Genomic DNA, 24,995 nt, shown 5'->3' on the forward strand with positions numbered 1-24,995 from the left:
AGACTGGGTAAAAACCTGGTAGCGGCGAGCGCCAACTCGACTGCCATCGAAGAGACCTCCGGCCAACGGCGTCCGGTCGGCACCAGGCACGGCGCACCCAGGCTGGCGCTCGCTCGCTCCTCCTCGGGGAGCAGTGGTGATCCCAAGGGTCGAACCCTTGGAAACCCGTTCCGCCGAGAACGAAGCCCCTGTGGGAATTGGGGATTTCTGGTCGGAGGCCGGGATAGGCGGCGGGTCAGTCGAACTGACCCGCCGTTCGGCCGCTTCCGGGGGGACCGGCGAAAGCCTGTGCCAGGCCCAGCCATTCGCGAGCATCGGCGCCCACCACGTCCAGCCCGAGATCGTCGAGATGCCGCCGCTGGGTGACCAGCTGGCAGAAGTCCAGGGCGGGACCGCTGATTCGCTGCGCGGCCTCGGCCGGGCCCCAGGTCCAGGCGCTGCCGTCGGGCGCGGTCAGTTCGATCCGGAACTCCTCGGCGGGCACGGTCCTGCCATGCGTCAGGTAGGCGAAGTTGCGGGTCCGCACGCCGATGTGCGCGATATGCCGCAGGCGTGCCGTGGGTTCGCGGGTGACGCCGAGCGTGTCGGCCACGTCGTGCCCGTGCGCCCAGGTCTCCATCAGGCGGGCGGTGACCATGGAGGCCGGGCTCATGGGCGGCCCGAACCAGGGCAGCTTGGTGCCCGCCGGAACCGTGCGCAGCGCCTCGACCAGGGCCGCGCGATCCTGCCGCCAGGTCGCGAGCAGTTGCGGCGCAGGGGTTTTCGCGCCCTCCTCGGCGGCCTCGTCGACGAAGGTGAGGGCCTTGGGCAGCGCCGCCTGCACCAGCTTGTCGAACTCGACCGGGTCGGTAGCGGACACCGTGGCGACCTGATCGGTCCAGTTCAGGTGGGCGATCTGGTGGGCGATGGTCCAGCCGGCGGCGGGGGTGTCGCGCTGCCAGCCGTCCGGATCCAGGTCCGCGATCAGCCGATCGAGATCGGCGCATTCGGCGGTGAAGTCGGCGAGCAATGCCTCGAGGTCGGCCACCGGGCCAGCATCGCAGCCCCGCCGAAAAAATGCAAGCATGCGTGCTTGATTTCTGGCGGCTCTCGTTCCTGCCTGAAAAAGTGCCGTCTACCAGCCGAAAAGGATCAGATGCACGGCCCCGACCACCAGGCCCAGCGCCGCGCCGTGCAGGTACAGCAGCCACGCGTCCTGCTCGACCGAGGCGTAGAACATCTCCATGAACTCACCGGGCGTGAGCTGCTGCAGCTTGCGGGCCGCGAACTCGTCGATCTTCTTGGCCTGGGCGGCCGCGAATTCCGGATCGTCGGCCAGGCTCGGGGCCAGGCCCACCGCGGCGGTGGTCGCGCCGACCGTCAGATTGTCGAACTGCCGCTTGCCGAAGACCGTCCGCACCACCGAGTGGGTGGGCCCGAGCTGGCGGTGGATCTCCTGCGAGATGAGCCGTTCCAGCAGCTGCCGGGTCTTGTCGCCGTTCGGGCCGTCGAGCAGTTCACGGGCCAGGTTGGGCAGCGTCAGCACCTGGTAGGCCAGGATATTGGCGAGATCGGCCGCGGCCTCCGGCTGCCGCTTGGCCAGCAGCGCCTGCTTCCACAGGTACCGGTAGCGCGGCTGCGGGTCGCCCGGCTCGAACACCATCTTGATGGCGATGACATTGACGGTCACACCGATGGCCGCGGCCGCGGCCAGGATGATCAGCCACGGCGGAATCCAGCCCAGCACCGGAATGCTCTGGTGCACATGCATGTACAGCGCCAGCAGCAGGCCGAAGGGCGCGCCCAGCAGGCCGACGCGCACCATGAACTTCAGCTCCGGCGCGGCGATGGTGGTGGTCAGGTCCTTGAGGATCTCCGGGTTGTCCCGCAGATACCGGATGACGAAGTCCTTGATGTCGATGAGCTGGTCGACATTGTCGCCGAGCTGTTCGAAGGCGCGCCGGGCCAGCGTCGGCAGTTCGCGTTCGATGCGCTGGTAGAGCACATTGCGCACCGACTTGGGCACCGCGCCCCACAGGTCCGGGTTCTCCTTGCTCATGATCTCGTCGACCATGTCCGGCACCTGCTTGCGGCCCACCTCGGCGATGTAGTCGGCAATGCCCTCGAGGTCGAGTTCGCGAATGAAGTCCTTGGGACTGCCGATTCGCATGATGGCCACGTCCACGCAGATGCTGGCCATCTTCTCGGCGCGCGCCGGGATGAAACCCTGGAAGCCGAGCCGCTTTCCGTCGCCGGAGAAGGTGGGCAGCACCTGCACGCGGCGCGGGAGGTAGGGGTAGAGGATCTCCAGGCCGGGCACCCGGAAGCCCTGGAAGTAGACCGGCCAGAACAACATCAGCACGCCGGTCCAGTTGGTGAGCCAGCCGGCGATGGCGCTGAAGATCGGGAAGCTGATCAGATCGACGACGAGTTTGGGCTGGCCGGTCAGCTGTTCCCAGTCGAGGAACAGACCCGAGGCCAGTGTCGTCATAGCAGCTTCCCCCTGTGGCCTAGCTGATGGTGAGAAAACGGACTCCCAACACTCTCATCGGTCCGAGGCGCTGTCAAAAGGTCCTGGCCTGGAAGAACGCGTCGTGTCGCGGGGCTGTTGGCAAGGTCATGCCGACGTGGTCTGCGGCGGGGTGCGGAAGTGGGAATACTGGTCAATCGACCAGCAGATACAGGCAGGAGATCAACATGTCGCTCGACCGTCGTGGGTTTTTGACCGGCACGGCCGCCACTACCGCCGGCGTCGCCGCGCTCGCGGCCACCGGTGCGCCCGCCCGCGCCGAGAATGCCCCGGCCACCGGCAAATTCCCGCTTCCCGACGCCGACCGCCTGCGCATTCTCGTCACCGGTGACGCGGGCACCGGTGCGCGGCCGCAGTGGCAGGTCGCCGACGCCATGCGGGAACTGCATGCGCGCGAGCCGTTCTCCTTTGCCCTCGGCCTCGGCGACAATGTCTACGAACAGGGCCCGTGGTCCGATGACGACGCCCAGTTCGCCGCCAAGTTCGAGGACCCCAACCACGACCTCGACTTCCCCTGGCTCATGGTGCAGGGCAATCACGACAACTCCTCGATCCTGCCCGGCGACGGCGGCTGGCTGCTGCGCGGCGATCACGAGGTGGCCTATCACACGCGCTCGGCCCGCTGGTTCATGCCGTCCCGCTATTACTCGGTGCGGATTCCGCAGGAGCAGCCGATCGTCGAATTCTTCGTGCTGGACCTCAATCCCATCGCCGCCTACCTGCCGCCGCTCTTCCAGCCCTACTGGGCGGCCGACGGCCAGTTCATGACCGAGCAGGCCGCCTGGCTGGACCGGGCCATCGACGAGTCGCCGGCGAAGTGGAAGATCGCCTGCACCCACCACCCGTACCTCAACAACGGGCCGCACGGAAACGCCGGGGAATACGAGGGATTGAGCATCGAGCCGATCGACGGCCGCTATGTGAAGGACTTCTTCGAGGCGCACGTGCTGGGCCGGTGCCAGTTCCTGCTGTCGGGCCACGACCACTCGCTGCAGGTGCTGGAACCCAATGCGGCCGCCAAGGGCACCCGGCAGATCATCTCCGGTGCGGCCGCGAAATCGGTGCACGGCGAACCGTCCACCGGCGGCAGGCACACCGCGAACGGTGCGCTGTACGAGAACTACACCGACCTCGGTTTCATGGTCCTGGACCTGACCCCCACGTCCGCCGACCTGGGGGTCTACACGGTCGATCTCTCGAACGGCCGGTCCGCCAACGTCTTCCAGCGCCGGCTCGCGTAATCCGCGAACCGTGCCGGGTGCGTGAGCGGCCTAGGGCTTCAGGACGATCCGAATCGGGTTGCCTTCCTTGGATTCCAGGGAGTGCACGGCCTTGGCGGCATCGGCCAGCGGGACCACGGCACTCACGGAGCGCGAGAAGTCGACCCGGTGCAGCCCTTGCAGTTTCACCAGCTGGGTGACGTGCTCGGGCGTGGACCCGTAGTGCCCGCGCAACTGCTGCTGGAAGAAACTGAAGGCGGTGCCGCCGGTGATGGTGATCGGCTTGTCGGTGAGGCCGACCAGCACCAGGCGGCCCTGCGGCGCCAGACAGACCACTACCTGCTCGCGCACCGGCGCCACGCCCGCGAAGTCGAAGGCGGCGTTCAGCCCGGTGCCGGTGGCCTCGAACACCTTGCGCCGCAGGTCGGGATCGGCCGGATCGAAGGCCAGGTCCGCGCCGAAGGACAGCGCCCGCTCCCGGGCGGCGGGCAGCGGATCCACCGCGATGATCGGTGCGGCGCCGACCAGGCGCAGCAGCTGCACCCCGTGCGCGCCCAGCCCGCCGACGCCCCAGACGCCCACGGCCTCACCGGGTTTCACCTCGGCGGTAGCGGTGATGGCCGCCCACGGCGTGGACACCGCGTCGGGAATGAAACAGGCCTGCTCGAACGGCAGGTCGTCCGGTATCGGCACCAGGGTGTCGACCCGTGCCAGGGTGTATTCGGCCCAGCCGCCGTCGTAGTCCACGCCGCGGGTGAAGGTGGCCCCGTTGCGAAGCTCCCCGGCCTGCAGCACTACGCGATCCCCCACCTTCGCGGTGGTCACTCCCGGCCCGAGCGTGTGCACGGTCCCGGCGACCTCGTGCCCGAGCGTCACCGCATCGTCGCGCAGGAACAGCGGCGTCAGCGTGCCGTCGATGAGGTGCACGTCGGAGAGGCACACTCCCGCTGCCTCCACCTTGACCAGCACATGGTCCGGTCCCGGCTCCGGAATCGGCACCTCCTCGAGCTCCAGTCGGCGGTTCGGCCCCAGGTGTAGTCGTGCGGCCAGCATGGTCATCGATGACTCCTCGCGGTATCCGATTCGGGCGGCCCCCTCCCCGGCGCCATGGTAGGCCGCACCCGCGCCTGCTCGGGCGGTTTGCCCGAACCGCCGAGTCGGTGTGGTGCTCAGTGCACGCTGTCGGCGGGCAGGTGGGCGGTGAGGAATTCGGTGATGATGGCGGTGACGTCGGGGGCGCGTTCGAGCATGGGGACGTGGCCGCAGCCGTCGAGGTATTCGGCGCGGTCGGGGCGCAGTCGCGCATTGACCGTTCGCCCGGCCGCGGCGGAGAGGACGCGGTTCTGGTTGCCCCAGATGACGCAGATCGGTGGCAAGCCGTCGCGATCGGGCCAATCGTCGAGTGTCGCAAAGGAAGACAGGTCGCGGACCAGGTAGATCAGTGCCCGCGCCGGGAAGCCGGAGGACAGGGGCGCCACGTACGGGCATTCGCGGTAGGCGCGCCGGGTGGTGAACCAGGATCGGGCGGTGCGGCGGGCGACCCAGCGCGGGGTGTGCCAGCCGCTCAGCTTCCGGGCGGAGTCGTCCGGCAGCGCTCGGGCCAGGCGTGCCGCCTGCCGCCAATCACCGTGCATGGCAGTGGATTCGGTGAGCGGGTTGATCGCCACCACCGCCCGGATCAGCTCGGGATGCCGCCGGGCCAGCGTCAGGCCGACCGCCGAACCGACGCAGTTGCCGACCAGTCCGACCTCGGTGAGCTCGTGGTGTTCGATGAACGCGCGGATCAGTTCGGTGTAGCGCTCGAGCGTGTAGCCGTCGGCGGGCCGGGAGGAGGCGCCGTAACCGGGCAGATCGACCGCGTAGACCCGGTATGCACGGGACAGCGCCGCGATCTGGGGCGTCCAGATCAGATGGGAGGACCCCGCGCTGTGCAACATCACCACCGGCGGACCGGATTCCCCCTGCCGCACATACGCCATCCGGGTGCCCTCGAATGTGAAGTCTTCCATGACACTCCAACACCTTCGTTGCCAGTGTTGGATTCATGGTCCCGCAAACCGGTTCAGTGCGAGCCGATTTCGGTGAGCCCGCGGTCGAGGAAGCGGATCATCCACTCGAAACTGTCCTCGGAGTCGTTGCTCCATTGGAAGCCGTCCGACGCCTGCAGGGTGGCGAAGCCGTGGAAGAGGCAGCGCAGCGTGCGCTGGGCGTGCACCATCTCCTGCTCGCCGACCCCGTAGCCGCGCAGCACCGCCGCCATGGATTCCAGCACCCGTGCACCCGACTGCAGCAGTGGATCATCCGGCCCGGTGAAGGTGGCGCCGACGGTCGCGGTGTACCGGCCCGGATGCTCGACCACGTAGTCGCGGAAGGCATTCGCGAAGGCGGCCAGGGCCGCACTGCCGGAAAGCCCGTGCATGGCGTCGCGGACCCGCTGGTCGACTTCGGCCATGGCGAGCGCGGCGATGCCGTGCTGCAGGTCGGCCAGGCTCTCGATGTGCTTGTACAGCGAGGGGGTTCGCACACCGAGTCGCTGCGCGAGGGCCCCGAGCGCCAGATTGCCGAAACCGACCTCGTCGGCGAGGGCGGCCCCCGCGGCGACGACGTCGGTCCGGCTCAAGCCCACCCTAGGCATGATGTTCCTTCAGGAACGGCAGGATCAGCTCGGCCACCCGGTCGGCGGCCTCGAACTGCGGGTAGTGGCCGGTGCCCTCGACCAGGCCCAGGCTGCCCAGTCCGGCCGGCATGGCGGCGACGATGCGCTGGCCCTCGGCCTCGGGGCTCGGGAAGTCCGGGTCGGCGGTGCCCATGATGATGAGCGCGGGCTGGGTCACGTTGGGCACCTGGGCTTCCGCGTCCGCGGGGGTCGACTGCCCGGTCTTCATGAATTCGGCGAACCGGCCGGGCTCGCGCAGCTTGGCCGCGACCTCGGCCAGGTACTCGTCGAGGTCGGCGGGCTTGGTCGGGATGGCCACCTTCAGGTACTTCAGCCACTGGCCGAGGCTCTTGAACATCATGGTGGCCATCAGCGGGATCATGCCGCTGCGGTGGCGGGAGTTGGTGAAAAGCGCTGCGATGTCGACCTTCTGGGTCAGCGTGAACGGGTTGATCTCGACAATGGCCCGCACCAGGTCCGGCCGCTGCGCCGCCGCGATGGTGGCCGACCCGCCCGAGAGCGAGTGGCCCACCACGATGGCCGGTCCGCCGCCCAGCTTCTCGATGACCGCCAGCAGATCATTGGCGACATCGGTGCGGCTGATGGCCTCCTTGCCGGTGACCGACGCCCAGCCCATGCTCGACTCGCCGTGGCCGCGCATATCGGTGTTGACGACCCGGTACCCCGCCGCCGCCAGCAGCGGCATCAGGTGCCGGTAGGCATTGCGATCGACCCCCATGCCGTGCGACAGCACGACCAGCGGACCCTCACCCATCTCGTCGTAAGCGATCCGGCCACCGTCGATGTCCACGTACTGCGTCATGGTCTTTCACTCTCTGGGAGTAGCTAACTGCGATAGCCATAAAGCTAATCGCTTTAGCTGGAGCCGTCAACCCCTATCCGGAAAATCGGTCCGACCGGCGTGGCGCATCGCGTTCTAGCGTTCGGCCGCGGTCCGCAGGTCGGCCAGCCAGGCCTCCAGTCCGGCGCCCAGGAACCGGGTCGAGGTCGGCACATCCGTCTCGACCTGGGTCCCGTTCCAGTTCTCCTCGGTGCGCACCAGCACGCCGCCGTCGACCGGGGTGAAGGTCCAGACGTGAATGCCGCCGTCGATGCTCATCCCGTCGCCGTCCGCCGGCCCGCTCCAGCGGATGCACCGGCCGGTCTGCATCTGCTGGACCGTGGAGGTGATGGTCAGCGTGGTCGCGGGGGTGGCGGCGGTGGCGGGAGCCGGTGTGGTCCAACGGAATTGCGAGCCCGGCTGCAGTGGTCCCGAATCCAAGCGCCGCATGCTGGTCACGGGCTGCTGCCAGGACGGCCACCCCTCGACGTCGGTCTGCAGATTCCAGATGGTGTCCAGCGGTGCCTTGATCAGCGCCTCGGTGCGGTAGTGGATCGGCGCGGCGGTATCGATGCTCTGCCCCGCGCAGGTCAGCGGTGAGGTATCCGCCGCAGGTCCATCGGCGAGCGCGGGCGCCACTGTGGCGCAACCGATTCCGGCGGTGAGGGCGATCCCGAGCAGATGCGGGCCGAGATCAAGGAGTGTGCCTGGCGGCAGATCGCTACGGCGGGAGCGTCGGCGCTCTCACTCAATGCGATCGCCAAGCAGGTCGGCATGAGCGGCCCCGCCCTCTACCGCTACTTCGCCGGCCGCGACGAATTGATCACCGCACTGGTCCGGGACGCCTACCGAAGCCTCGCCGACACCCTCGGAGCCGTGCGCGACTCCGGTGTGACCGGACTCGCACACGCCATCCGGGAGTGGGCCCTGACCGATCCCCAGCGATACTTCGTCATCTACGGCACCCCCGTCCCCGGCTACCACGCCCCCGCGGACACCACCGAGATCTCCGACGAGATCATGACCTTGCTGGTCGAAGCCTTCTCCGCACTGCCCCAAGCCAATTCGACGACACCGCTCGCCGCCGATCTCCCTCTGGCCGCCCGCCGCGCCCTGTCCTTCTGGACCCGCCTGCACGGCGTCCTCTCCCTCGAACTCGCCGGCCACTTCAACGGCATGGATTTCGACCCCGCCGACCTGTTCGCCGCCGAGCTCGACTCCCTGATAGCGCTCTGACCGGCTCATATGCCGCCGTTCCCGATTCCGATCCGCAACTCGAGGCATGTTCGCCCCCGGCGAACATCGGTCCGGAACAATCGGTATACCCCCCGGGTTGAGTAGGTAACGCTCAACCTTGGAAGGGGTCGAAGACGTGACTACACCAACGAACCTGCCGGTCCTGTTCCTGACCGATCCGATCGTGCTCCCCGGCATGGTCGTGCCGATCGAGCTGGACGAGTCGTCGCAGGCCGCCATCGATGCCGCCCGCGCGGGCAAGGTCAACCAGGTGCTGGTCGCGCCGCGCCTCGATGAGGGGTACGCCACCTACGGCGTCGTGGCCACCATCGAACAGGTCGGCCGGATGCGCGGCGGCGCTCCCGCGGCGGTGCTGAAGGCGGAGAGCCGGGCCAAGATCGGCCACGGCGTGACCGGGCCGGGTGCGGCGCTCTGGGTCGAGGCCGAACCGGTCGAGATTCCGGCTGCCGACGGACGCACCAAAGAGCTTGCGGCCGAATACAAGAAGCTGGTCGTGTCGGTCCTGCAGCGCCGTGAGGCCTGGCAGGTCATCGACGCGGTCAATCAGATGAACGATCCGTCCACCCTGGCCGACGCGGCCGGCTGGGCGTCGTACCTGAGCAATGAGCAGAAGCGCGAGATCCTGGACACCCCGGATACCACCGCGCGGCTGCGCAAGCTGATCGAGTGGACCACTCAGCACATCGCCGAGACCGAGATCACCGAGAAGATCAGCGAGGATGTCCGCGAGGGCGTGGAGAAGCAGCAGCGGGAATTCCTGCTGCGCCAGCAGCTCAACGCCATTCGCAAGGAGCTGGGCGAGGACGAGCCGGACGGCGCGGAGGACTACCGCACCCGCGTCGAGAACGCCGACCTGCCCGCGGACGTGAAGGAAGCCGCCCTCCGCGAGGTGGGGCGTCTGGAGCGTTCCAGCGATCAGAGCCCGGAGACAGGCTGGATCCGCACCTGGCTGGACACCGTCCTGGAACTGCCGTGGAGCGTGAAAACCACTGACTCCACCGATGTTTCGGCCGCTCGCGCGGTGCTGGACGCCGACCACCACGGCCTGGACGAGGTCAAGGACCGCATGGTCGAGTACCTGGCCGTCCGTTCCCGGCGGGCCGCGCGCGGCCTGGAGGTCGTCGGCGGTCGCGGTTCCGGCGCGGTGCTGGTGCTGGTCGGTCCGCCCGGCGTCGGCAAGACCTCGCTGGGTGAATCGGTGGCACGGGCCCTGGGCCGCAAGTTCGTTCGCGTCGCCCTGGGCGGCGTGCGCGACGAGGCCGAGATCCGCGGTCACCGGCGCACCTACGTGGGCGCGCTGCCCGGCCGTATCGTACGCGCCATGAAGGAGGCGGGATCGATGAATCCCGTTGTCCTGCTGGACGAGATCGACAAGGTCGGCTCGGACTTCCGCGGCGATCCCGCGGCGGCCCTGCTGGAGGTCCTGGACCCGGCGCAGAACCACACCTTCCGCGACCACTACCTGGACCTGGATCTGGACCTGTCGGACGTGCTGTTCATCGCGACCGCGAACGTCATGGAGACGATTCCCGGCCCGCTGCTGGACCGCATGGAACTGATCACCGTGGACGGCTACACAGAGGCCGACAAGGTGGCCATCGCCCGCGACTTCCTGATCCCCCGGCAGCTGGAGCGCAATGCCCTGACCGCCGAGGAGGTCTCGATCACGGACGAGGCGCTGCGTGAGGTCGCCGCGAACTACACCCGGGAAGCCGGGGTGCGGCAGATGGAGCGGCTGATCGCCAAGGCGCTGCGCAAGGCGGCGACCAAGCTGTCGGAGTCGGCGGACATCGCCGCGACCGAAAGCCTGGTCAGCAAGGGCGAATTCGTGCCGGAGGGCCTGGGCTACGACCGCGAGCTGGGCTACGACGCCGAATCCGGTCCGGCCGCAGTCGGTTCCGGCAAGCTGGTGATCGGACTGGGTGACCTGAAGGACTACCTGGGCCGTCCGCGCTTCACCCCCGACGGGGTCGAGCGCACCGCGGTCCCCGGTGTCGCGACGGGTCTGGCCGTGACCGGCGCGGGCGGCGACGTCCTCTACATCGAGGCCAATGCCGCCGAGGGCGACCGCTCGCTGACCCTGACCGGTCAGCTGGGCGACGTCATGAAGGAATCCGCGCAGATCGCCCTGACCTACGTCCGCTCCCACCTGGAGGAGATCGGCATCGAGCCGAGGGTGCTGGATCGCAATATCCACATCCACTTCCCGGCGGGCGCGGTCCCGAAGGACGGTCCGTCGGCGGGCGTCACCATGGTCACCGCCCTGGTGTCGCTGGCCCTGGGCCGCCAGGTCCGCGCGGATGTCGGCATGACCGGCGAGGTCACGCTGAACGGACGGGTGCTGCCGATCGGCGGCGTGAAGCAGAAGCTGCTCGCCGCCCAGCGCGCCGGCCTGAAGACCGTGTTCATCCCGGCCCGCAACGAGCCGGATCTGGACGAGGTCCCCGCCGAGGTGCTGGCCGCGCTGGATGTCCGCCCCGTCGCCGACGTGGCCGAGATCCTGGCCTACGCCATCGAGCCGGTCGCCGAACCGGCTTACGACGGCCGCGCGCTGAGCGCCACCGCCTGAGGTATCGAGAACGGGAGCCGTGCGTGTTCTGTAAACACGCACGGCTCCCGGCCATTTCGGCAGTCCCCGAACCAGACCGGGTCGTACCCTCGTTAGGGATCCACCGGGGATCCGACGGAGGGCGAACGACATGCAACCGAACCAGCCCAGTCAGCCGAATCAACCGAACCAGCTCGATCAGGTCGCGGGTGAGCGGCTTTCGCACGCGAACCGGATCTTCACCTCGGATCTGTCGGTCAACGAGTTCGCGCTGCTGCACGGGGCGGGCTTCGAACCCATCGACCTGGTGATGGGCGTGTCCGTCTATCACGTCGGGTTCCAGTTCACCGGGATCCGGCAGCAGCAGGAGCTGCCGGTGCTGACCGAGGCCACCTATCGGGCGCGGTGGAATGCCATGTCGCGCATGCAGGCCGAGGCGGACTCGCTCCAGGCCGACGGGGTGGTGGGGGTCCGGCTGGAGTGGCGGCAGCACGGGGAGTCGATGGAGCATCTGGAGTTCATCGCGGTGGGGACCGCGGTGCGGTTCGCGAAATCGCCGGGCAGCTATCGGCGGCCGAACGGGCAGGCCTTCACCAGTCACCTCTCGGGGCAGGACATGGTGACGCTGATGCGCACCGGCTACGCCCCGATCGCCTTCGTCATGGGCAACTGCGTGTTCCACGTGGCGGTGCAGGGCTTCCGGCAGATGCTCAGCCAGATGGGCCGCAATATGGAGATGCCGCAGTGGACCCAGGGCAACTATCAGGCCCGGGAGCTGGCCATGTCCCGCATGCAGGCCGAGGCCGAACGGGACGGCGCGAACGGCGTCACCGGCGTCAGCGTCGATATCTCCAACTACGCGTGGGGATATCACACGGTCGAGTTCTATGCATCCGGCACGGCCATCCGCCGCATCGGCGACGGCGACCCGATCATTCCGCAGTTCACCCTCGGCATGAACTCGTGAGCGATTTCGATACCGGGGCCGCCACCCGCGCCATCGATGCCGCGCTCGGCGGCCCGGGCGGCCTCGGACTGGTCTTCACCGTCTTCGCGGGCGTCCCCGGGGTGACCCGGACACCGCCCCGCAAATCTCTCTTCCGCTCCGAGCCGGAGCGGGTCCAGATCGGTTCGTGGCGTTACGAGGTCACCTCCGACGAGCGGATTCGCGCGGCCCACGTGGTGGGCGGCATCGTGCTGGCCGAGGAGCTGCTGCCGGCCGCCACCATCGCCCCGCACCTGGCCCGGGCGCTCGCCGAGATCGCCGCCTCGTACGGTCCGACCGCGCTGCCCCACCTCTCGGCGGCGCTGGACGTTCTCGCGGGTCCGGGCTGAGCCGAATGTCGAACAAGCGCCGAACCGACCATCGAGAGCGGGCCGGTTGGCAACCAACCGGCGAATATCCCTTGTTTCACATGAAACGAAACCCGCACGGTCAGTTGGTTTCTCGTAGGGTGCGTAGGTGATCACCATTGCCACCTGGAATGTCCTGCACCGCGTTCACGCCGACAACTGGGACAGCGAGGTGGCCGCGCGCTGGCCGCAGGAGGCGAAGCGGATCGCGGTCGTGACCGCCGCCGTCGCGGCCCGGCCCGAAGCGGTCATCGCGCTCCAGGAGGTCAGCGGCGATCAGCTGGCGAGCCTGTGGGAGGCGCTGCCCGACCGGACTTTTCACGTCCTCGACTACCCGCGCATTCCGAGCCCGCGCCGGGTGCCGAACACCCTGGCGGATCGCTCCGAGCATCTCGTGCTGATCGTGCGCGGGCCGAGCCGGTTCGTCACCGCGGAGCCGCACGCGGTCGATCCGGGAAAAGGCCTGCTGGCGGCCGAGATCGACGGCATTCTGATCATCGCCACCCATGTGAGCGGGGACCGGCGCCGGGCCGGCCAGCTCGAGCGCCTGGCCGCCGTCGCCGGCGACGGCCCGGCAGTTCTGCTCGGTGACTTCAATATCGGCCGGGACGATCTCGCCGCCGCGCTCGGCGCCGGCTTCACCATCCCCGGATTCCCGCCGGATTCCGTTCCCACCCGGCCCCGGACGGCCGGTTCGAAATCCCAGTTCATCGATCATGTGGTCGCGCGCGGTGTGCCGGTGCGCGGTGTCGCGGTCGAGGATGTGGCCGGGGCGTCCGACCACAACCTCGTGCGCGCGATCGTCGGCTAGAACTCGCCCACGACCCCGAGAATCGTTCGGCCGGAGTGGGTTCCGTCCAGGATGGAGCGCAGCACCGACTCCGCCTCGGTGATGGGTGCGAAATTCTCCAGCAGCGACAGATGCCGGGGCTTCAGGTCCTTGGCCAGCCGCGCCCACAGTTCACGGCGCTGGGCGATCGGGAAGTGCGCGGAGTCGATACCGATCAGGGACACGCCGCGCAGGATGAAGGGCATGACCGTGGTGGGCAGGTCGGAGCCGCCGGTCAGGCCCGAGACCGCCACCGCCCCACCGTATTTGACGGTGCTCAGAATGTGGGCCAGCGAGGCACCGCCCACGCTGTCGACGGCGCCCGCCCACTGCGCCTTGCCGAGCGCGCGCAGTTTCTCCCCCTCGCCGGGCTGCCGGCCGATGACCGAGGCGGCGCCGAGCGCCGAGAGCAGTTCGCCCGCACCGAGTTTGCCGGTGGAGGCCACCACCTCGAATCCGAGCCCGGCCAGGATGTCCACCGCCACACTGCCGACGCCGCCGGTCGCGCCGGTGACCAGCACCGGGCCGGAGTCGGGGGTGAGACCGCGGTCGAGCAGCGCCTGCACACTCATGGCCGCGGTGTAGCCCGCGGTGCCGATGGCCGCCGCCTCGCGCGGGGTCAGTCCGTCCAGCTTCACCACCCACCCGGCCGGAATTCGTGCGTACTCGGCGAAACCGCCGTGGTGGGCCACGCCGATGTCGTAGCCGTGCGCGACGACCAGGTCGCCGGGCGCGAATTCCGGATCGGTGGAGGCCACCACCTCACCGGTGAGGTCGATGCCGGGGATGAGCGGATACTGCCGCACCACGCCGCCGCGCGGGGTGATGGCCAGCCCGTCCTTGTAGTTGGCGCTCGAGAAGTGCACCTTGATCGTCACGTCGCCCGGCATGAGGAAGTCGTCGGCGACCTCCTCCCGGATGAGGGCGATCCCACTGTCCGTTTCGTGTGCCACCATCGCCTGGAACTCCATGTCCAGAGCATAGGTCGCCACCTGCGCGGACGCGTGACCTTCCGGACCGATCGCACCCATTACCCGGCAGGTAATCGCTTTCGTTCCCGCGCTTTGCGATTGTCGAATCAGCGATCGAATTGCGAAGGAGCGCAGCAGATATGCCGACTTTCCAGACCACCACCGACGGCACCACCCTCTACTACCAGGACTTCGGCTCCGGCACCCCGATCCTGTTCGTGTCGGGCTGGACGCTGAACAGCGACCAGTGGGAATACCAGATGCACTACTTCCTGGCGCAGGGTTACCGCTGCGTCATGATGGACCGCCGCGGCCACGGCCGCTCGGACACCCCGGCCACCGGCTACGACGTCGATACCCGCGCCGACGATGTCGCCGCCCTGATCGAGCACCTCGACCTGCGGGATCTCACCATCGTGGCGCACTCGGCGGGTGGCGGCGAGACGGTGCGCTACCTGAGCCGGCACGGTTCCGATCGGGTGGCGCGAATCGCGCTGCTGGCCCCGGCGATTCCGTTCATGATGCACACCGACGACAATCCGATCGGCATCCCGATCGAGGCGCTGGAGGGCCTGCTGGAACAGCTGCGTACCGACCGGCCCAAGTGGTTCGTCGAGCGGTCCCAGGGCTATTTCGCCACGCACCTGCGTCCGGGCGTCACGCAGGCGGTCATCGACGAGGAGATCAGGCGCTGCCTGTCGGCCTCGCCGTACGCGATCCAGGTCATGCAGCGCGAAGCGTTCACCACCGATCACCGCCCCGATGTGGCCGCGCTGACGGTCCCGACGCTGCTGCTGCACGGCATTCCGGACCAGTCCATCCTGATCGATGTCGCGAGCCGCCAGGTCGTGAAGCTGGCCCCGCACGCGGTGCTGAAGGAGTACCCGGATGCCGGGCACGGTCTCTACATCACCCACGCGGCCGAGGTGAATGCCGAGATCCTCGACTTCATCAAGGGCTGACGGCGAACTCGAGTACCGAGAGCCCAGGCATGACTCGCCCCCGACCTCGGCCGGGGGCGAAACCCGTTGTCCTCAGGCGAACTTCGGTGCGCGCTTGCCGGTGAACGCGGCGATGCCCTCCTGCCCGTCGGCGGAATCGGCGCAGCGGGTGATGAAGGCCGCCTCGGTGTCCAGCTGCTCCTCGAGGGTGTGCCGCGAGGACACCAGCAGCAGCTTCTTCACATTGGCGTTGGATCCCTTGGGGCCGGTGGCGAATTCCTGCGCCAGAGCCTCGACGGCGCCGGTCAGCTCGGCATCGGGCACCACCCGGTGCAGCAGACCCCACTCCAGCGCCTCCGCGGCGGACAGGGTGCGGTTGGTGAGCATCAGCTCCTGGGTCTTGCGCAGGCCGATGATCCGCGGCAGGTAGTAGGACGCGCCGCCGTCGGGGCTCAGGCCGACCTTGGTGTACGCCATGGTGAAGGCGGCGGATTCGGCGGCGACCACCAGATCGCCGGCCACCGCGAGGCTCATGCCCGCGCCCGCCGCGGTGCCGTTCACGCCCACGATGAGCAGCGCGTCCATCCGCGCCAGCGCCGACACCGCCCGGTGCAGGGTCCCGGCCAGCTGCTCGATGAATGCCCCGGTGTCCGCGCTGGCGGCCATGGCCCGCACGTCGCCGCCCGCGGAGAAGAACCGTCCGGCCGCGGTCAGCACCACGACCTTCACCGTGGGATCCTCCGAGCAGTAGGTGGCCGCGCGCTCCAGCTCGTCCGCGAGCGCCTGATCGATGCCATTGGCGGCATTGGGCCGGTTCAGCGTGATGCGGGCGATCGGGCCGTCGTGCTCGAACAGGATGTTCTCGTAGTCGCGCCCGCCCGTCGCCCCGCCGCCACCCCTGTGGGAATCGCTGCGCGATGCTGAGTTCATTCGAGTGCCTTCCGTCGGGTGGAACCTGATCACAGCATGGCGTATTCGACCCGGACCCCGAGCAGCCGGATGGGCCGATCCAGCTCGAAGGTGTGCAGCACTTCCAGCGCCGTCCGCACGATCTCGTCGACATCGGTGGTCGGTGTGGATAGTTTCCGCTGCTTGCTCCGGGTGAAGAAGGTCTTGGTACGCACCGTGACACTGACCCGCCCGACGGCCCGCCTGGCCGCGAGGGTCTCCTCGGCCACCTGGGTGGCCAGCCGCACCACCGCGGCATCGATCTCGGCGCGTTCGGTGAGATCCTGCGGGAAGGTCTCGGATCGGCTGTGGCCCACCGGTTCTCGCGGCTCGGCGATGTCCGTGTCGCCCGCGCCGTGCCCGAGCACCCACAGATACGGCCCGGTATTGGGGCCGAACTCCGCCGCGAGCACCTTCCGGTCGGCGGCGGCCAGGTCGGCCACGGTCTCGATCCCCAAGCCGCTCAGGCGTTTCGCGATGCGCGCGCCGATGCCCCAGAGCGCGGAGGTGGGCCGGTGCGCCATCAGCTCGACCCAGTTGTCCCTGGTCAGCCGGAAGATTCCGGTTCCGGTGTCCGCCGCCGGCGGCTCGTCGGCCGACCGAACCGACTTGCCGACCGCCTTGGCGAAGCCGGTGGCCAGCTTGGCCCGGGTCTTGTTGTCCCCGATGCCGACCGCGCAGGTCAGCTCCAATTCCGCGATGGCGGACCGGATCTCACGCGCCAGTTCCCCGGGATCCTCGGTGTCCACCGCCAGGAACGCCTCGTCGAAACCGAGCACCTCGACCCGGCCGGGGAAGGTGCGCAGCAGCGCCATGATCTCCTCGGACGCCTCGGCGTAGCCGGCGAGGTCCTGGGGCAGGAAGACGCCGTCGGGGCAGACCCGCGCGGCCGTGCGCAGCGGCATGCCCGCCCGCACCCCGAAGGCCCGGGCGGGATAGGACGCGCAGGACACCACCTTGCGGGGTTCGGCCGGATCGCCATTGCCGCCTACGATGATCGGCTGCCCGCGCAGCTCCGGATGCCGCCGGAACTCGACCGCGGCCTGGAATTGGTCGAGGTCGACGTGCAGCAGCCAGCGCGTCACTCCTCCGTCATACCGCATGGTCTCCCGAAATGCCGGGAACTGCGGAAACGGTCAGCGGGAGCGGCGCAACCACCTGAGCGGCGAGCGGTAGGCGTAACGCGCCCTCACCGCACCGGTATCCACCTCACCCGTGACCCGGATCAGCGGCGCGCCCGGAAATCGCGGCAGCTTGACCCGGTTGGCCACTGAGCCGGCGCCCGGCTGCACGCCGTCCGTGTCGACCCGCCAGCCGCGCGGCACGATCAGCACGATCGTCCCGGCATCGGCCTCGACCCGGATGTCGATTTCCCGCCGTGAGCACCGGGCCCGGGTGAAGTCGAGCACCAGCTTGCCCGAAACACAGTCGGCCACCAGCTGTTTGGGGACGATCCAGTCGTCGTCGGTGCGTTTGGTGCCGCTCGTCACCTGTAGTTCCATGGCAGGGGTGTCGGCGGTGGGCTGATATCGGCGGGCGCCGAACCTGCGCTCGATATCGTCGACACGGGTCGCGGGCGTGTGCCGCTGCTCCTTGGTACGGGTCACCGAAACTCCTCCCCCGGCATGTGAAACGATCTTGTGGGTTATGCCATGGGAGCTCGAATTATGCCGCATAGCAGGGCATTTCGGGAGGTCGGAGCGGCCGCTGCGGCCACAACACGGTGTCGGTTCGGGCACGGCCAGATCACGATCGTGCCCGAACGCGGTCCCGCCCCGCGTGCGGTCGCGGTGACGGCTAGCGGCGGCCGAGGAAGACCGTGGTGGCGCCGAGAATGTAAATGTCCTCGCGCGCACCGATGAACGTGTCGGCGGCCGGATCCAGCAGCGCCGCCAGGGTGGCCCGATCATCATCGCCGATGCGTTCGCCGACCCGCTCGCTCAAGCCGCCCAGCCAGGCGACGACGCTCTCGCGCACGGCCGGCGCGGGCGGCGCGGGGTGATCGATCAGCACGCTGAAGGAGGTCGCGTCGGCCAGCCCGGCCCGGCTCAGCGCCACATTCCAGCCGTAGGGCATGGGCGTCGCGGCGGTGATGTCGGCCCGCATCTGGGCGAAGCCCGCGTCGCGCAGGGCCAGCAGCCGGTCCTGGAGTCCGGGCGCGCCGACGCCGAGTTCCCAAGGCAGGCAGCGCATCGACAGCCCGCCCTCGGCCAGCGCCAGCCAGCCCCCCGGCCGCAGCAGCCCGGCCAGGCGCGCGGTGCCCGCCTGCTGATCGGGCAGGTGGTGCACCATGCGTGAGGCCCACACCAGATCCGCGGCCGGGATCCCGGCGCCGAAGTCCGCGGCCGCGGCGTCGGCGTGCACGGTCCGCACCCGCACCCGATCGTCCCCGTCCAGCGCGACCTTCACCGCCTGCTGGGCCGCCTCGAGCAGCTCCGGCACCGCGTCCACGATCACCAGACTCCCGCCGCCGCGGGCCAGCAGTTCCCGCGCGAACGCGACACTCTGGCCGCCCGCTCCCGCGCCGATGTCCAGCACGGTCGCTTCCGCGCCGGCCGGAATCAGGGCGACCAGCCGCCGCGCGATCTCGGCATTGGCGTCGGCCGACATGGCGTCATCGCGCCGGAGATCGTCGACCATGGCCGCCCAGTCGATCCCGTCGTGGGTGTGGCCGTGCCCATGTCCGTGACCGTGCCCATGTCCGTGACCGTGGGAATGCGGATGTCCGTGCGTGCCTGCCTGTTCGTGCGAGTGAGCGCTCATACTCCGACGCTATCGGCGCGCACCCGGACAGCTCGAATCCTTTTGCCGATCCGGCAAGGTGTCCGGTCCGATCGGACTGCCGAGCGCCGGGTCCGATCAGACTGTCGCCGCGGCACCGGAATCGGCGAACTGGGTGCGGTAGAGCTCGGTGTAGCGGCCGTCCGCGGCGAGCAGTTCGGTGTGCGTACCGCGCTCCACGATGCGGCCGTGCTCGAGCACCAGGATCTGGTCGGCATTGCGGATGGTGGACAGCCGGTGCGCGATGACCAGGGCGGTGCGGCCGTCGAGGGCCTCGGCCAGCGCCTCCTGCACCGCGGCCTCGGAGGTGGAGTCCAGCGAGGCGGTGGCCTCGTCCAGGATCACCACGCGGGGCTGTTTGAGCAGCAGCCGGGCAATGGTCAGGCGCTGGCGTTCCCCGCCGGAGAGCCGATAGCCACGCTCACCGACCACGGTGTCCAGGCCGTCGGGCAGCGACTCGATCAGCTCGCGTAACCGGGCGCGCTGCAGCGCATCCCACAGCTCGTCCTCGGTGGCCGCGGGGCGGGCGAGCAGCAGATTGGCGCGAATGGTGTCGTGGAACAGGTGCCCGTCCTGGGTGACCAGGCCGACGGTGTCCTGAATCGACTGCCCGGTCAGCTCGCGCACATCCATGCCGCCCAGCAGCACCGCACCGGAGTCCACGTCGTAGAGCCGCGAGACCAATTGCGCGATGGTGGATTTCCCGGCCCCGGAGGAGCCGACCAGCGCCACCATCTGTCCGGGCTCGGCTCGCAGCGAGACATCGTGCAGCACCTCCTCACCGCCGCGGGTGTCGAGCGTGGCCACATCCTCCAGCGAGGCCAGCGAGACCTTGTCGGCCGACGGGTAGCCGAAGGTGACGCCGTCCAGCTCCACCGCCACCGGGCCCGCGGGCACCGGCACCGCCAGCGGCGAATCCTCGATCAGCGGTTTCAGATCCAGCACCTCGAAGACCCGCTCGAAGCTCACCAGCGCCGACATCACATCCACCCGGGCGCTGGCCAGCGCGGTGAGCGGCGAGTACAGCCGGGTCAGCAGCAGCGAAAGGGCCACCACCGCACCGGGTTCCAGCTCACCCTTCAGCGCCAGATAGCCGCCCAGCCCGTAGACCAGGGCCAGCGCCAGCGCCGAGACCAGGGTGAGCGCGGTGACGAACACCGTCTGCAGCATGGCCGTGCGCACCCCGATATCGCGCACCCGCCCGGCCCGCAGCCCGAACTCCGCGGACTCCTGCCGCGGCCGGCCGAACAGTTTGACCAGCGTCGCGCCCGGCGCGGAGAACCGCTCGGTCATCTGGGTGCTCATAGAGGCGTTCAGCCCGGCCGCCTCGCGCTGGATGCCGGCCAGCCGCTCGCCCATGCGCCGGGCGGGGACGACGAAGACCGGCAGCAGCACCAGGGCGAGCAGGGTGATCTGCCACGACAGCCGCAGCATCACGGCCAGCGTGAGCGCGAGGGTGACCAGGTTGGTGACGACCCCGGACAGGGTGGTGCTGAACGCGCGTTGCGCCCCGATAACGTCATTGTTGAGCCGGCTCACCAGTGCGCCGGTCCGGGTGCGCGTGAAGAACGCGATCGGCATCTTCTGTACGTGATCGAACACCGCGGTGCGCAGATCGAAGATGAGCCCCTCTCCGATGCGCGCCGACAACCACCTGATCACCAACCCCAAGCCGGCATCCAGCACCGCAACCGCCGCGATGATCGCGGCCAGCGTGATCACCGTGCGCGGCGCGCCGTGCCCGACGATGGCGTCGACCACTCGCCCGGCCAGGACCGGGGTGGCCACCGCCAGCAGCGCCGACGCGATGCTGAATACCAGGAACGCCACCAGCTGCCGATGGTGTGGCCGGGCGAAGGCGAGGATCCGCCGGGCAGTGGCCAACCGCAGCGGTCGCTGCTCTGTGGGCGCGTTCATCTGCCGATACAGCTGATTCCACGCCACGGATTCGATACTCATCCCCGCTCCTCACCGGTCCGGGGTTCATCGAACCCCGCACCACCGACACTAATACCTCAACAAAGGTTGAGATCAAGTCCATCCGCCCAGCCCAGGGGTTCACGCTGAGCGAAATCCACCGCCCGCCACCGGGCCGGATCGGCGAAGCCTCGCGATGGCGCGCATAGGGTTGAAGCGTGAGCGAGGCGTGGGAGCGAGCGTTGCGCGCGGTGATCACCGGTGAGGTCGACACCGGCCCGCGGCGGCGGGCCGAGTACTCCTCGGACGCCTCGAACTACCGGATCCTCCCGCGTGGCGTGGTCTTCCCGCGCGATGCGGCCGATGTGCGGGCGGCCCTGGATGTGGCGCGCGCCGAGGGGCTGACCGTGACCGCGCGCGGGGCGGGCACCTCGGTGGCGGGCAATGCCATCGGACCGGGTCTGGTGCTGGACTTCAGCCGCCATATGAACGCCATCCTCGACCTCGATCCCGAGCGTCGCACCGCACGGGTGCAGCCCGGGGTGGTGCTGGCCGCGCTGCAGCGGCGTGCGGGCGCGCACGGGCTGCGTTTCGGCCCGGACCCGTCCACCCAGAACCGGTGCACGCTGGGCGGGATGATCGGCAACAATGCCTGCGGTCCGCGCGCGGTGGCCTGGGGCCGCACCTCGGATACGGTGCGCGAGTTGCGGATTCTCGACGGGATGGGCATCGAGCGCACCCTGGGCGCGGACCTGTCCGTGCTCGCGGGCCTGCCCGAATTCACCCGCACCCAGCTGGCGCTCATCCGCACCGAGCTGGGCCGGTTCGAGCGGCAGGCGTCCGGATACGCGCTGGAACATCTACTGCCCGAACGCGGTTCGTCGGTGGCCAGGGCCTTCGTCGGCACCGAGGGCACCTGCGGGCTGCTGCTGGACGCCACCGTCGGGCTGGTTCCGGTGCCCGCGGCGACCGTGCTGGTGGCGCTCGGCTACCCGGACATGCCGGCGGCCGCGGACGATATCGCCGCGATCATGGCGGTCCGGCCCATTGCCGTGGAGGGCATGGACGCACGCCTGGTCGACGTGGTGCGTGCCCATCGCGGCGGGGTGCCCGATCTGCCGCGCGGCGGCGGCTGGCTGTTGATCGAAATCGACGGTGAGACGAAGGAACAGGCGCGGGACAAGGCGGAGCTGCTGCGCGGGAGCGCGCACGCGCTGGATTCCCGCGTGGTCACCGACCCGGCCGAGGCGCAGGCGCTGTGGGGCATCCGTGCCGACGGCGCCGGCCTGGCCGGCCGCACGCCGGACGGCCGTCCGGCCTGGCCGGGCTGGGAGGACGCCGCCGTGCCGCCCGACCGCCTCGGCGACTACCTGCGCGAGTTCGAGGCGCTCCTCCGGGACCACGGCCTGGACGGCCTGCTCTACGGCCATTTCGGTGACGGCTGCATCCATGTGCGCCTGGATCTGCCGATAGCCGATGCGCCGCAACGCTTCCGGAGCTTCCTCGAGGACGCGGCCCAGCACGTGGTGCGGTTCGGCGGCTCGCTCTCGGGTGAGCACGGCGACGGCCGGGCGCGCTCGGATCTGTTGCGGTTCATGTACTCCCGGGAGGCCCTCGACGCCTTCGCGGGCTTCAAGGCGCTGTTCGACCCCGACGCCGTGCTGAATCCCGGTGTGCTCGTGCATCCCCGCCCGATCGATGCCGACCTGCGCCTGGCCGGGCTGCGCCCGCTGCCCACGACCGGTGGTTTCACTTTTCCCGCCGACGGCGATCTGGCCACGGCCGTGCATCGCTGCGTCGGAGTCGGCAAGTGCCGGGCCGACACCCACGCCGCGGGCGGGTTCATGTGCCCGTCGTATCTGGCCACCGCCGACGAGAAGGACAGCACCCGCGGCCGGGCCCGGGTGCTGCAGGAGGTGGTCCGGGGCGCGCTGGATTGGCGGTCGGACGCCGTCGCCGAGTCGCTGGATCTCTGCCTGTCCTGCAAGGCATGCCATTCCGACTGCCCCGCCGGCGTCGACGTGGCGACTTACAAGTCGGAGACCCTGTACCGCCGCTATCGGCGCAGGCCGCGCCCGATCGACCACTACACCCTGGGCCGCCTGCCGCGCTGGCTCGGACCGGCGACGCGGCTCCCGCGGCTGGTGAACGCGCTCGGCGCGGCGGGACCGCTGCGCCGGCTCGGCCTGCGGTTGTCCGGAATGGATCCGCGTCGCGAGGTGCCCACGGTGGCGCACAGGAGTTTTCGGCGTTCCTGGCGGCAGCCGGTGCGCACCGGCGACTCCGCACCCGGGGTGATGCTGTGGATCGACACCTTCACCGACGCCTTCGATCCCGAGATCGCCGGTGCCGCCGTGGAATTGATCGAGTCACTGGGTCATCGCGTGCGCATCCCCGACTCCCGGGTCTGCTGCGGTCTCACCTGGATCAGCACCGGCCAGCTGGACGGCGCGCGGAAGCGGCTGCGCGCCACCGTCGATGCCCTGGCCGCGCATGTCGGCGCGGGTGGGGTGGTGGTCGGGCTGGAACCGTCGTGCACGGCCGCGCTGCGCGACGATCTCCCACGCCTGCTGCCCGAGGATCCGCGGGCGGCCGCCGTGGCGGGCGCGGTGCGCACCCTGTCGGAATTCCTGGAGGGCGAGCCCGGCTGGCGGCCGCCGGACCGCAGTGGCCACACCGTGCTGGTGCAGCCGCACTGCCATCAGCATGCCGTGCTGGGGTTCGCGGCCGATCGCCGAATACTGCGCGGCACCGGTGCGAAAGTGATCGAGATCACCGGATGCTGTGGGCTTGCTGGAAATTTCGGAATGCAGCGAGGCCACTACGACGTATCGGTCGCGGTCGCCGAGAACGGCCTGCTCCCGGCACTGCGTGCGGCGCCCGTGAATTCGATCTTGATAGCCGACGGCTTCTCCTGCCGGACCCAGGCCGCACAGCTGGCCGGCCGCCCGTCCCGTCACCTGGCCCAGTTCCTTTTGGACCAGCCGTAATCGGCACGGAACGGCCGTAATCGGCACAGCTGAAGGGGCACCCGCAGTTGGCGGGTACCCCTTCCCTCATCGTCAGCTGCCGAACGGCAGCGTGCCGGGCGCAATCTGGTAACCGCTACTACCGGCGAAAATGTTTCCCCAGACGCCGAGCAGGAAATTGATCAGATTGGTGATCACGCCGAGTACCTCCAGTGCCGGATGCCATTTGTTTGCTGAGCAACCAAGACAATCGGAATGAACATCGCCGCCGTCGATCTTCGCGTTAACAATAGAATGGCGCGGTGACTTCAGCGCCGCCCGGAATCGATCGGATGACGGTCGAGCGCGCCCGCACCCTCCGCTCGGATCGGCCGCTGGATCTGGCCGCCACCATCTCCCCGCTGCGCCGCGGCTTCGGCGATCCCTGTCATCGCGAGACCCCCGACGGCTCGCACTGGCACGCCTCCCGGCTGCCCTCGGGGGAGGTCACCTACCGGCTGCGGCAACTCGATCGGCAGACGGTCGACGCCCGCGCGTGGGGTCCGGGCGCGGAGGAGTTCCTGGCGGGGCTGCCCGGCATGCTCTGTCTGGACGAGGACCTCAGCGACTTCGCCCCCGAGCACCCCAAGATCGCCGAGGCGCACCGCCGCAATCCGGGTCTGCGCATGCTGCGCACCGGCCTGGTGTGGGAGGCGCTGGTCCCGGCGGTGCTGGAGCAGAAGGTGCACACCAGGACCGCCCACGACTCCTGGCGGAAACTGGTGTGGCGCTACGGAACTCCCGCCCCCGGTCCGGCCCCGAAGGGCCTGCGGGTCATGCCCGACGCCGAGACCTGGCGGCACATCCCGTCCTGGGTCTACCACCGCGCCAATGTCGGCCCGCAGCGTTCGAAAACCATTGTGCTGGCTGCGCGTATCGCGCCGAAGCTGGAGCAGGCGGCCGGGCTGAGCCACGCCGACGCCGCGCAGCGGCTGCGCACCGTGCCCGGGATCGGGGTGTGGACGGCTGCCGAGATCGCCCAGCGTGCCTTCGGTGATCCGGATGCCCTCTCGGTGGGCGATTTTCATCTCGCGGCCACCGTCGGCTGGACGCTGCTCGATCGGCCGATCGACGACGACGAGATGGTCGAATACCTGGAACCCCTGCGCCCGCACCGATATCGCGCCGTGCGGCTGCTCGGCCTGGCCGGGTTCGCGCGCAAACCGAAGTTCGGCCCGCGCACGCCCTACACCGATCACAGCCGCATCTGAGCGCC

At 69.4% G+C, this 24,995-nt stretch carries 22 protein-coding genes; 9 read left to right on the top strand and 13 right to left on the bottom strand.

Translation table 11 applies throughout. The features are described 5' to 3' along the window. Positions 1-235: 235 nt before the first annotated feature. Positions 236-1,027, bottom strand: a complete 792-nt coding sequence (locus ACFXN1_RS30860; RefSeq protein WP_379400746.1) for a TIGR03084 family metal-binding protein — start codon at positions 1,025-1,027, stop codon at positions 236-238. An 87-nt stretch (positions 1,028-1,114) separates the two neighbouring features. Further along, on the bottom strand, positions 1,115-2,470 hold the full coding sequence (locus tag ACFXN1_RS30865; protein ID WP_379400745.1) for a hypothetical protein: 1,356 nt from the start codon (positions 2,468-2,470) through the stop codon (positions 1,115-1,117). 206 nt (positions 2,471-2,676) lie between these two features. Here ACFXN1_RS30865 and ACFXN1_RS30870 point away from each other — a divergent pair, with 206 nt between their 5' ends. Beyond that, positions 2,677-3,750 (top strand): metallophosphoesterase, encoded by a 1,074-nt coding sequence (locus tag ACFXN1_RS30870; RefSeq protein ID WP_379435911.1) that lies wholly within the window; start codon positions 2,677-2,679, stop codon positions 3,748-3,750. A gap of 30 nt (positions 3,751-3,780) precedes the next feature. Here the strand turns inward: ACFXN1_RS30870 and ACFXN1_RS30875 are convergent, their stop codons facing one another. The 5 genes from ACFXN1_RS30875 to ACFXN1_RS30895 all read right to left on the bottom strand — a co-directional run bounded on the left by ACFXN1_RS30875 (position 3,781) and on the right by ACFXN1_RS30895 (position 7,865). Continuing rightward, on the bottom strand, positions 3,781-4,788 hold the full coding sequence (locus tag ACFXN1_RS30875; RefSeq protein WP_379435912.1) for a zinc-binding dehydrogenase: 1,008 nt from the start codon (positions 4,786-4,788) through the stop codon (positions 3,781-3,783). Positions 4,789-4,898: 110 nt separating this feature from the next. Continuing rightward, entirely contained in the window at positions 4,899-5,738 is an 840-nt protein-coding gene (locus tag ACFXN1_RS30880) for an alpha/beta fold hydrolase (protein WP_379435913.1), read from the bottom strand. A 53-nt stretch (positions 5,739-5,791) separates the two neighbouring features. Then, on the bottom strand, positions 5,792-6,364 hold the full coding sequence (locus tag ACFXN1_RS30885) for a TetR/AcrR family transcriptional regulator (RefSeq protein ID WP_379435914.1): 573 nt from the start codon (positions 6,362-6,364) through the stop codon (positions 5,792-5,794). Beyond that, positions 6,357-7,208 (bottom strand): alpha/beta fold hydrolase, encoded by an 852-nt coding sequence (locus tag ACFXN1_RS30890; protein ID WP_379435915.1) that lies wholly within the window; start codon positions 7,206-7,208, stop codon positions 6,357-6,359. The genes ACFXN1_RS30885 and ACFXN1_RS30890 overlap by 8 nt, the downstream gene beginning before the upstream one ends. A 114-nt stretch (positions 7,209-7,322) precedes the next feature. Continuing rightward, the gene (locus ACFXN1_RS30895; RefSeq protein ID WP_379435916.1) at positions 7,323-7,865 is read right to left on the bottom strand and encodes an SRPBCC family protein; all 543 of its coding nucleotides are present in this window, start codon (positions 7,863-7,865) and stop codon (positions 7,323-7,325) included. Positions 7,866-7,907: 42 nt separating this feature from the next. On the opposite strand from ACFXN1_RS30895, the gene ACFXN1_RS30900 reads away from it, so the two are divergent. The 5 genes from ACFXN1_RS30900 to ACFXN1_RS30920 all read left to right on the top strand — a co-directional run bounded on the left by ACFXN1_RS30900 (position 7,908) and on the right by ACFXN1_RS30920 (position 13,195). Then, the gene (locus tag ACFXN1_RS30900) at positions 7,908-8,462 is read left to right on the top strand and encodes a TetR/AcrR family transcriptional regulator (protein ID WP_379435917.1); all 555 of its coding nucleotides are present in this window, start codon (positions 7,908-7,910) and stop codon (positions 8,460-8,462) included. 196 nt (positions 8,463-8,658) lie between these two features. Beyond that, positions 8,659-11,052 carry an endopeptidase La gene (gene lon / locus ACFXN1_RS30905; protein ID WP_379435986.1) on the top strand — a complete coding sequence of 798 codons (2,394 nt, stop codon included), beginning with the start codon at positions 8,659-8,661 and terminating at the stop codon, positions 11,050-11,052. Positions 11,053-11,182: 130 nt separating this feature from the next. Beyond that, positions 11,183-11,998: a heavy metal-binding domain-containing protein gene (locus ACFXN1_RS30910; protein WP_379384447.1), complete on the top strand. Its 816-nt coding sequence runs from the start codon at positions 11,183-11,185 to the stop codon at positions 11,996-11,998. After that, positions 11,995-12,366, top strand: coding sequence for a DUF5073 family protein (locus tag ACFXN1_RS30915; RefSeq protein ID WP_379400739.1), 372 nt, complete (start codon positions 11,995-11,997; stop codon positions 12,364-12,366). Before ACFXN1_RS30910 ends, ACFXN1_RS30915 begins: the two co-directional genes overlap by 4 nt. A gap of 127 nt (positions 12,367-12,493) precedes the next feature. After that, positions 12,494-13,195 carry an endonuclease/exonuclease/phosphatase family protein gene (locus tag ACFXN1_RS30920; RefSeq protein WP_379435918.1) on the top strand — a complete coding sequence of 234 codons (702 nt, stop codon included), beginning with the start codon at positions 12,494-12,496 and terminating at the stop codon, positions 13,193-13,195. On the opposite strand, the gene ACFXN1_RS30925 is transcribed toward ACFXN1_RS30920, so the two are convergent. After that, complete coding sequence (locus ACFXN1_RS30925; RefSeq protein ID WP_379435919.1) at positions 13,192-14,184, bottom strand: oxidoreductase; 993 nt, start codon at positions 14,182-14,184, stop codon at positions 13,192-13,194. The genes ACFXN1_RS30920 and ACFXN1_RS30925 overlap by 4 nt on opposite strands. Before the next feature lie 140 nt (positions 14,185-14,324). On the opposite strand from ACFXN1_RS30925, the gene ACFXN1_RS30930 reads away from it, so the two are divergent. Continuing rightward, a complete protein-coding gene (locus tag ACFXN1_RS30930) occupies positions 14,325-15,146 on the top strand; it encodes an alpha/beta fold hydrolase (protein WP_379400737.1) in 822 nt (273 codons plus the stop codon). Positions 15,147-15,218: 72 nt separating this feature from the next. Here the strand turns inward: ACFXN1_RS30930 and ACFXN1_RS30935 are convergent, their stop codons facing one another. From ACFXN1_RS30935 to ACFXN1_RS30955, 5 genes are all read right to left on the bottom strand, one after another. Then, positions 15,219-16,055 (bottom strand): enoyl-CoA hydratase/isomerase family protein, encoded by an 837-nt coding sequence (locus ACFXN1_RS30935; RefSeq protein WP_379400736.1) that lies wholly within the window; start codon positions 16,053-16,055, stop codon positions 15,219-15,221. 29 nt (positions 16,056-16,084) lie between these two features. Further along, a complete protein-coding gene (locus ACFXN1_RS30940; protein ID WP_379435920.1) occupies positions 16,085-17,158 on the bottom strand; it encodes a DNA polymerase IV in 1,074 nt (357 codons plus the stop codon). 51 nt (positions 17,159-17,209) lie between these two features. Then, complete coding sequence (locus tag ACFXN1_RS30945; RefSeq protein ID WP_379400734.1) at positions 17,210-17,680, bottom strand: hypothetical protein; 471 nt, start codon at positions 17,678-17,680, stop codon at positions 17,210-17,212. Positions 17,681-17,870: 190 nt separating this feature from the next. Beyond that, a complete protein-coding gene (locus tag ACFXN1_RS30950; protein ID WP_379435921.1) occupies positions 17,871-18,836 on the bottom strand; it encodes a class I SAM-dependent methyltransferase in 966 nt (321 codons plus the stop codon). 96 nt (positions 18,837-18,932) lie between these two features. Further along, positions 18,933-20,813 (bottom strand): ABC transporter ATP-binding protein, encoded by a 1,881-nt coding sequence (locus tag ACFXN1_RS30955; protein ID WP_379435923.1) that lies wholly within the window; start codon positions 20,811-20,813, stop codon positions 18,933-18,935. 176 nt (positions 20,814-20,989) lie between these two features. Here ACFXN1_RS30955 and ACFXN1_RS30960 point away from each other — a divergent pair, with 176 nt between their 5' ends. Further along, entirely contained in the window at positions 20,990-23,761 is a 2,772-nt protein-coding gene (locus ACFXN1_RS30960; RefSeq protein WP_379435924.1) for an FAD-binding and (Fe-S)-binding domain-containing protein, read from the top strand. 311 nt (positions 23,762-24,072) lie between these two features. Then, positions 24,073-24,990 carry a DNA-3-methyladenine glycosylase family protein gene (locus ACFXN1_RS30965; RefSeq protein ID WP_379435988.1) on the top strand — a complete coding sequence of 306 codons (918 nt, stop codon included), beginning with the start codon at positions 24,073-24,075 and terminating at the stop codon, positions 24,988-24,990. Positions 24,991-24,995: the final 5 nt, after the last annotated feature.

Origin of the sequence: Nocardia sp. NPDC059154 (assembly GCF_042755705.1) — a bacterium.
In the GTDB taxonomy this organism is placed as follows: Bacteria; Actinomycetota; Actinomycetes; order Mycobacteriales; family Mycobacteriaceae; genus Nocardia.

Bases quoted from the DNA above. Each gene is read 5' to 3' on its own strand.
- ACFXN1_RS30925 (WP_379435919.1), bottom strand. From the start codon at position 14,184: ATGGAGTTCCAGGCGATGGTGGCACACGAAACGGACAGTGGGATCGCC.
- ACFXN1_RS30930 (WP_379400737.1), top strand. From the start codon at position 14,325: ATGCCGACTTTCCAGACCACCACCGACGGCACCACCCTCTACTACCAG.
- ACFXN1_RS30885 (WP_379435914.1), bottom strand. From the start codon at position 6,364: ATGCCTAGGGTGGGCTTGAGCCGGACCGACGTCGTCGCCGCGGGGGCC.
- ACFXN1_RS30955 (WP_379435923.1), bottom strand. From the start codon at position 20,813: ATGAGTATCGAATCCGTGGCGTGGAATCAGCTGTATCGGCAGATGAAC.
- ACFXN1_RS30900 (WP_379435917.1), top strand. From the start codon at position 7,908: ATGCGGGCCGAGATCAAGGAGTGTGCCTGGCGGCAGATCGCTACGGCG.
- lon (WP_379435986.1), top strand. From the start codon at position 8,659: ATGGTCGTGCCGATCGAGCTGGACGAGTCGTCGCAGGCCGCCATCGAT.
- ACFXN1_RS30890 (WP_379435915.1), bottom strand. From the start codon at position 7,208: ATGACGCAGTACGTGGACATCGACGGTGGCCGGATCGCTTACGACGAG.
- ACFXN1_RS30910 (WP_379384447.1), top strand. From the start codon at position 11,183: ATGCAACCGAACCAGCCCAGTCAGCCGAATCAACCGAACCAGCTCGAT.
- ACFXN1_RS30965 (WP_379435988.1), top strand. From the start codon at position 24,073: ATGACGGTCGAGCGCGCCCGCACCCTCCGCTCGGATCGGCCGCTGGAT.
- ACFXN1_RS30865 (WP_379400745.1), bottom strand. From the start codon at position 2,470: ATGACGACACTGGCCTCGGGTCTGTTCCTCGACTGGGAACAGCTGACC.
- ACFXN1_RS30950 (WP_379435921.1), bottom strand. From the start codon at position 18,836: ATGAGCGCTCACTCGCACGAACAGGCAGGCACGCACGGACATCCGCAT.
- ACFXN1_RS30870 (WP_379435911.1), top strand. From the start codon at position 2,677: ATGTCGCTCGACCGTCGTGGGTTTTTGACCGGCACGGCCGCCACTACC.
- ACFXN1_RS30875 (WP_379435912.1), bottom strand. From the start codon at position 4,788: ATGACCATGCTGGCCGCACGACTACACCTGGGGCCGAACCGCCGACTG.
- ACFXN1_RS30880 (WP_379435913.1), bottom strand. From the start codon at position 5,738: ATGGAAGACTTCACATTCGAGGGCACCCGGATGGCGTATGTGCGGCAG.
- ACFXN1_RS30935 (WP_379400736.1), bottom strand. From the start codon at position 16,055: ATGAACTCAGCATCGCGCAGCGATTCCCACAGGGGTGGCGGCGGGGCG.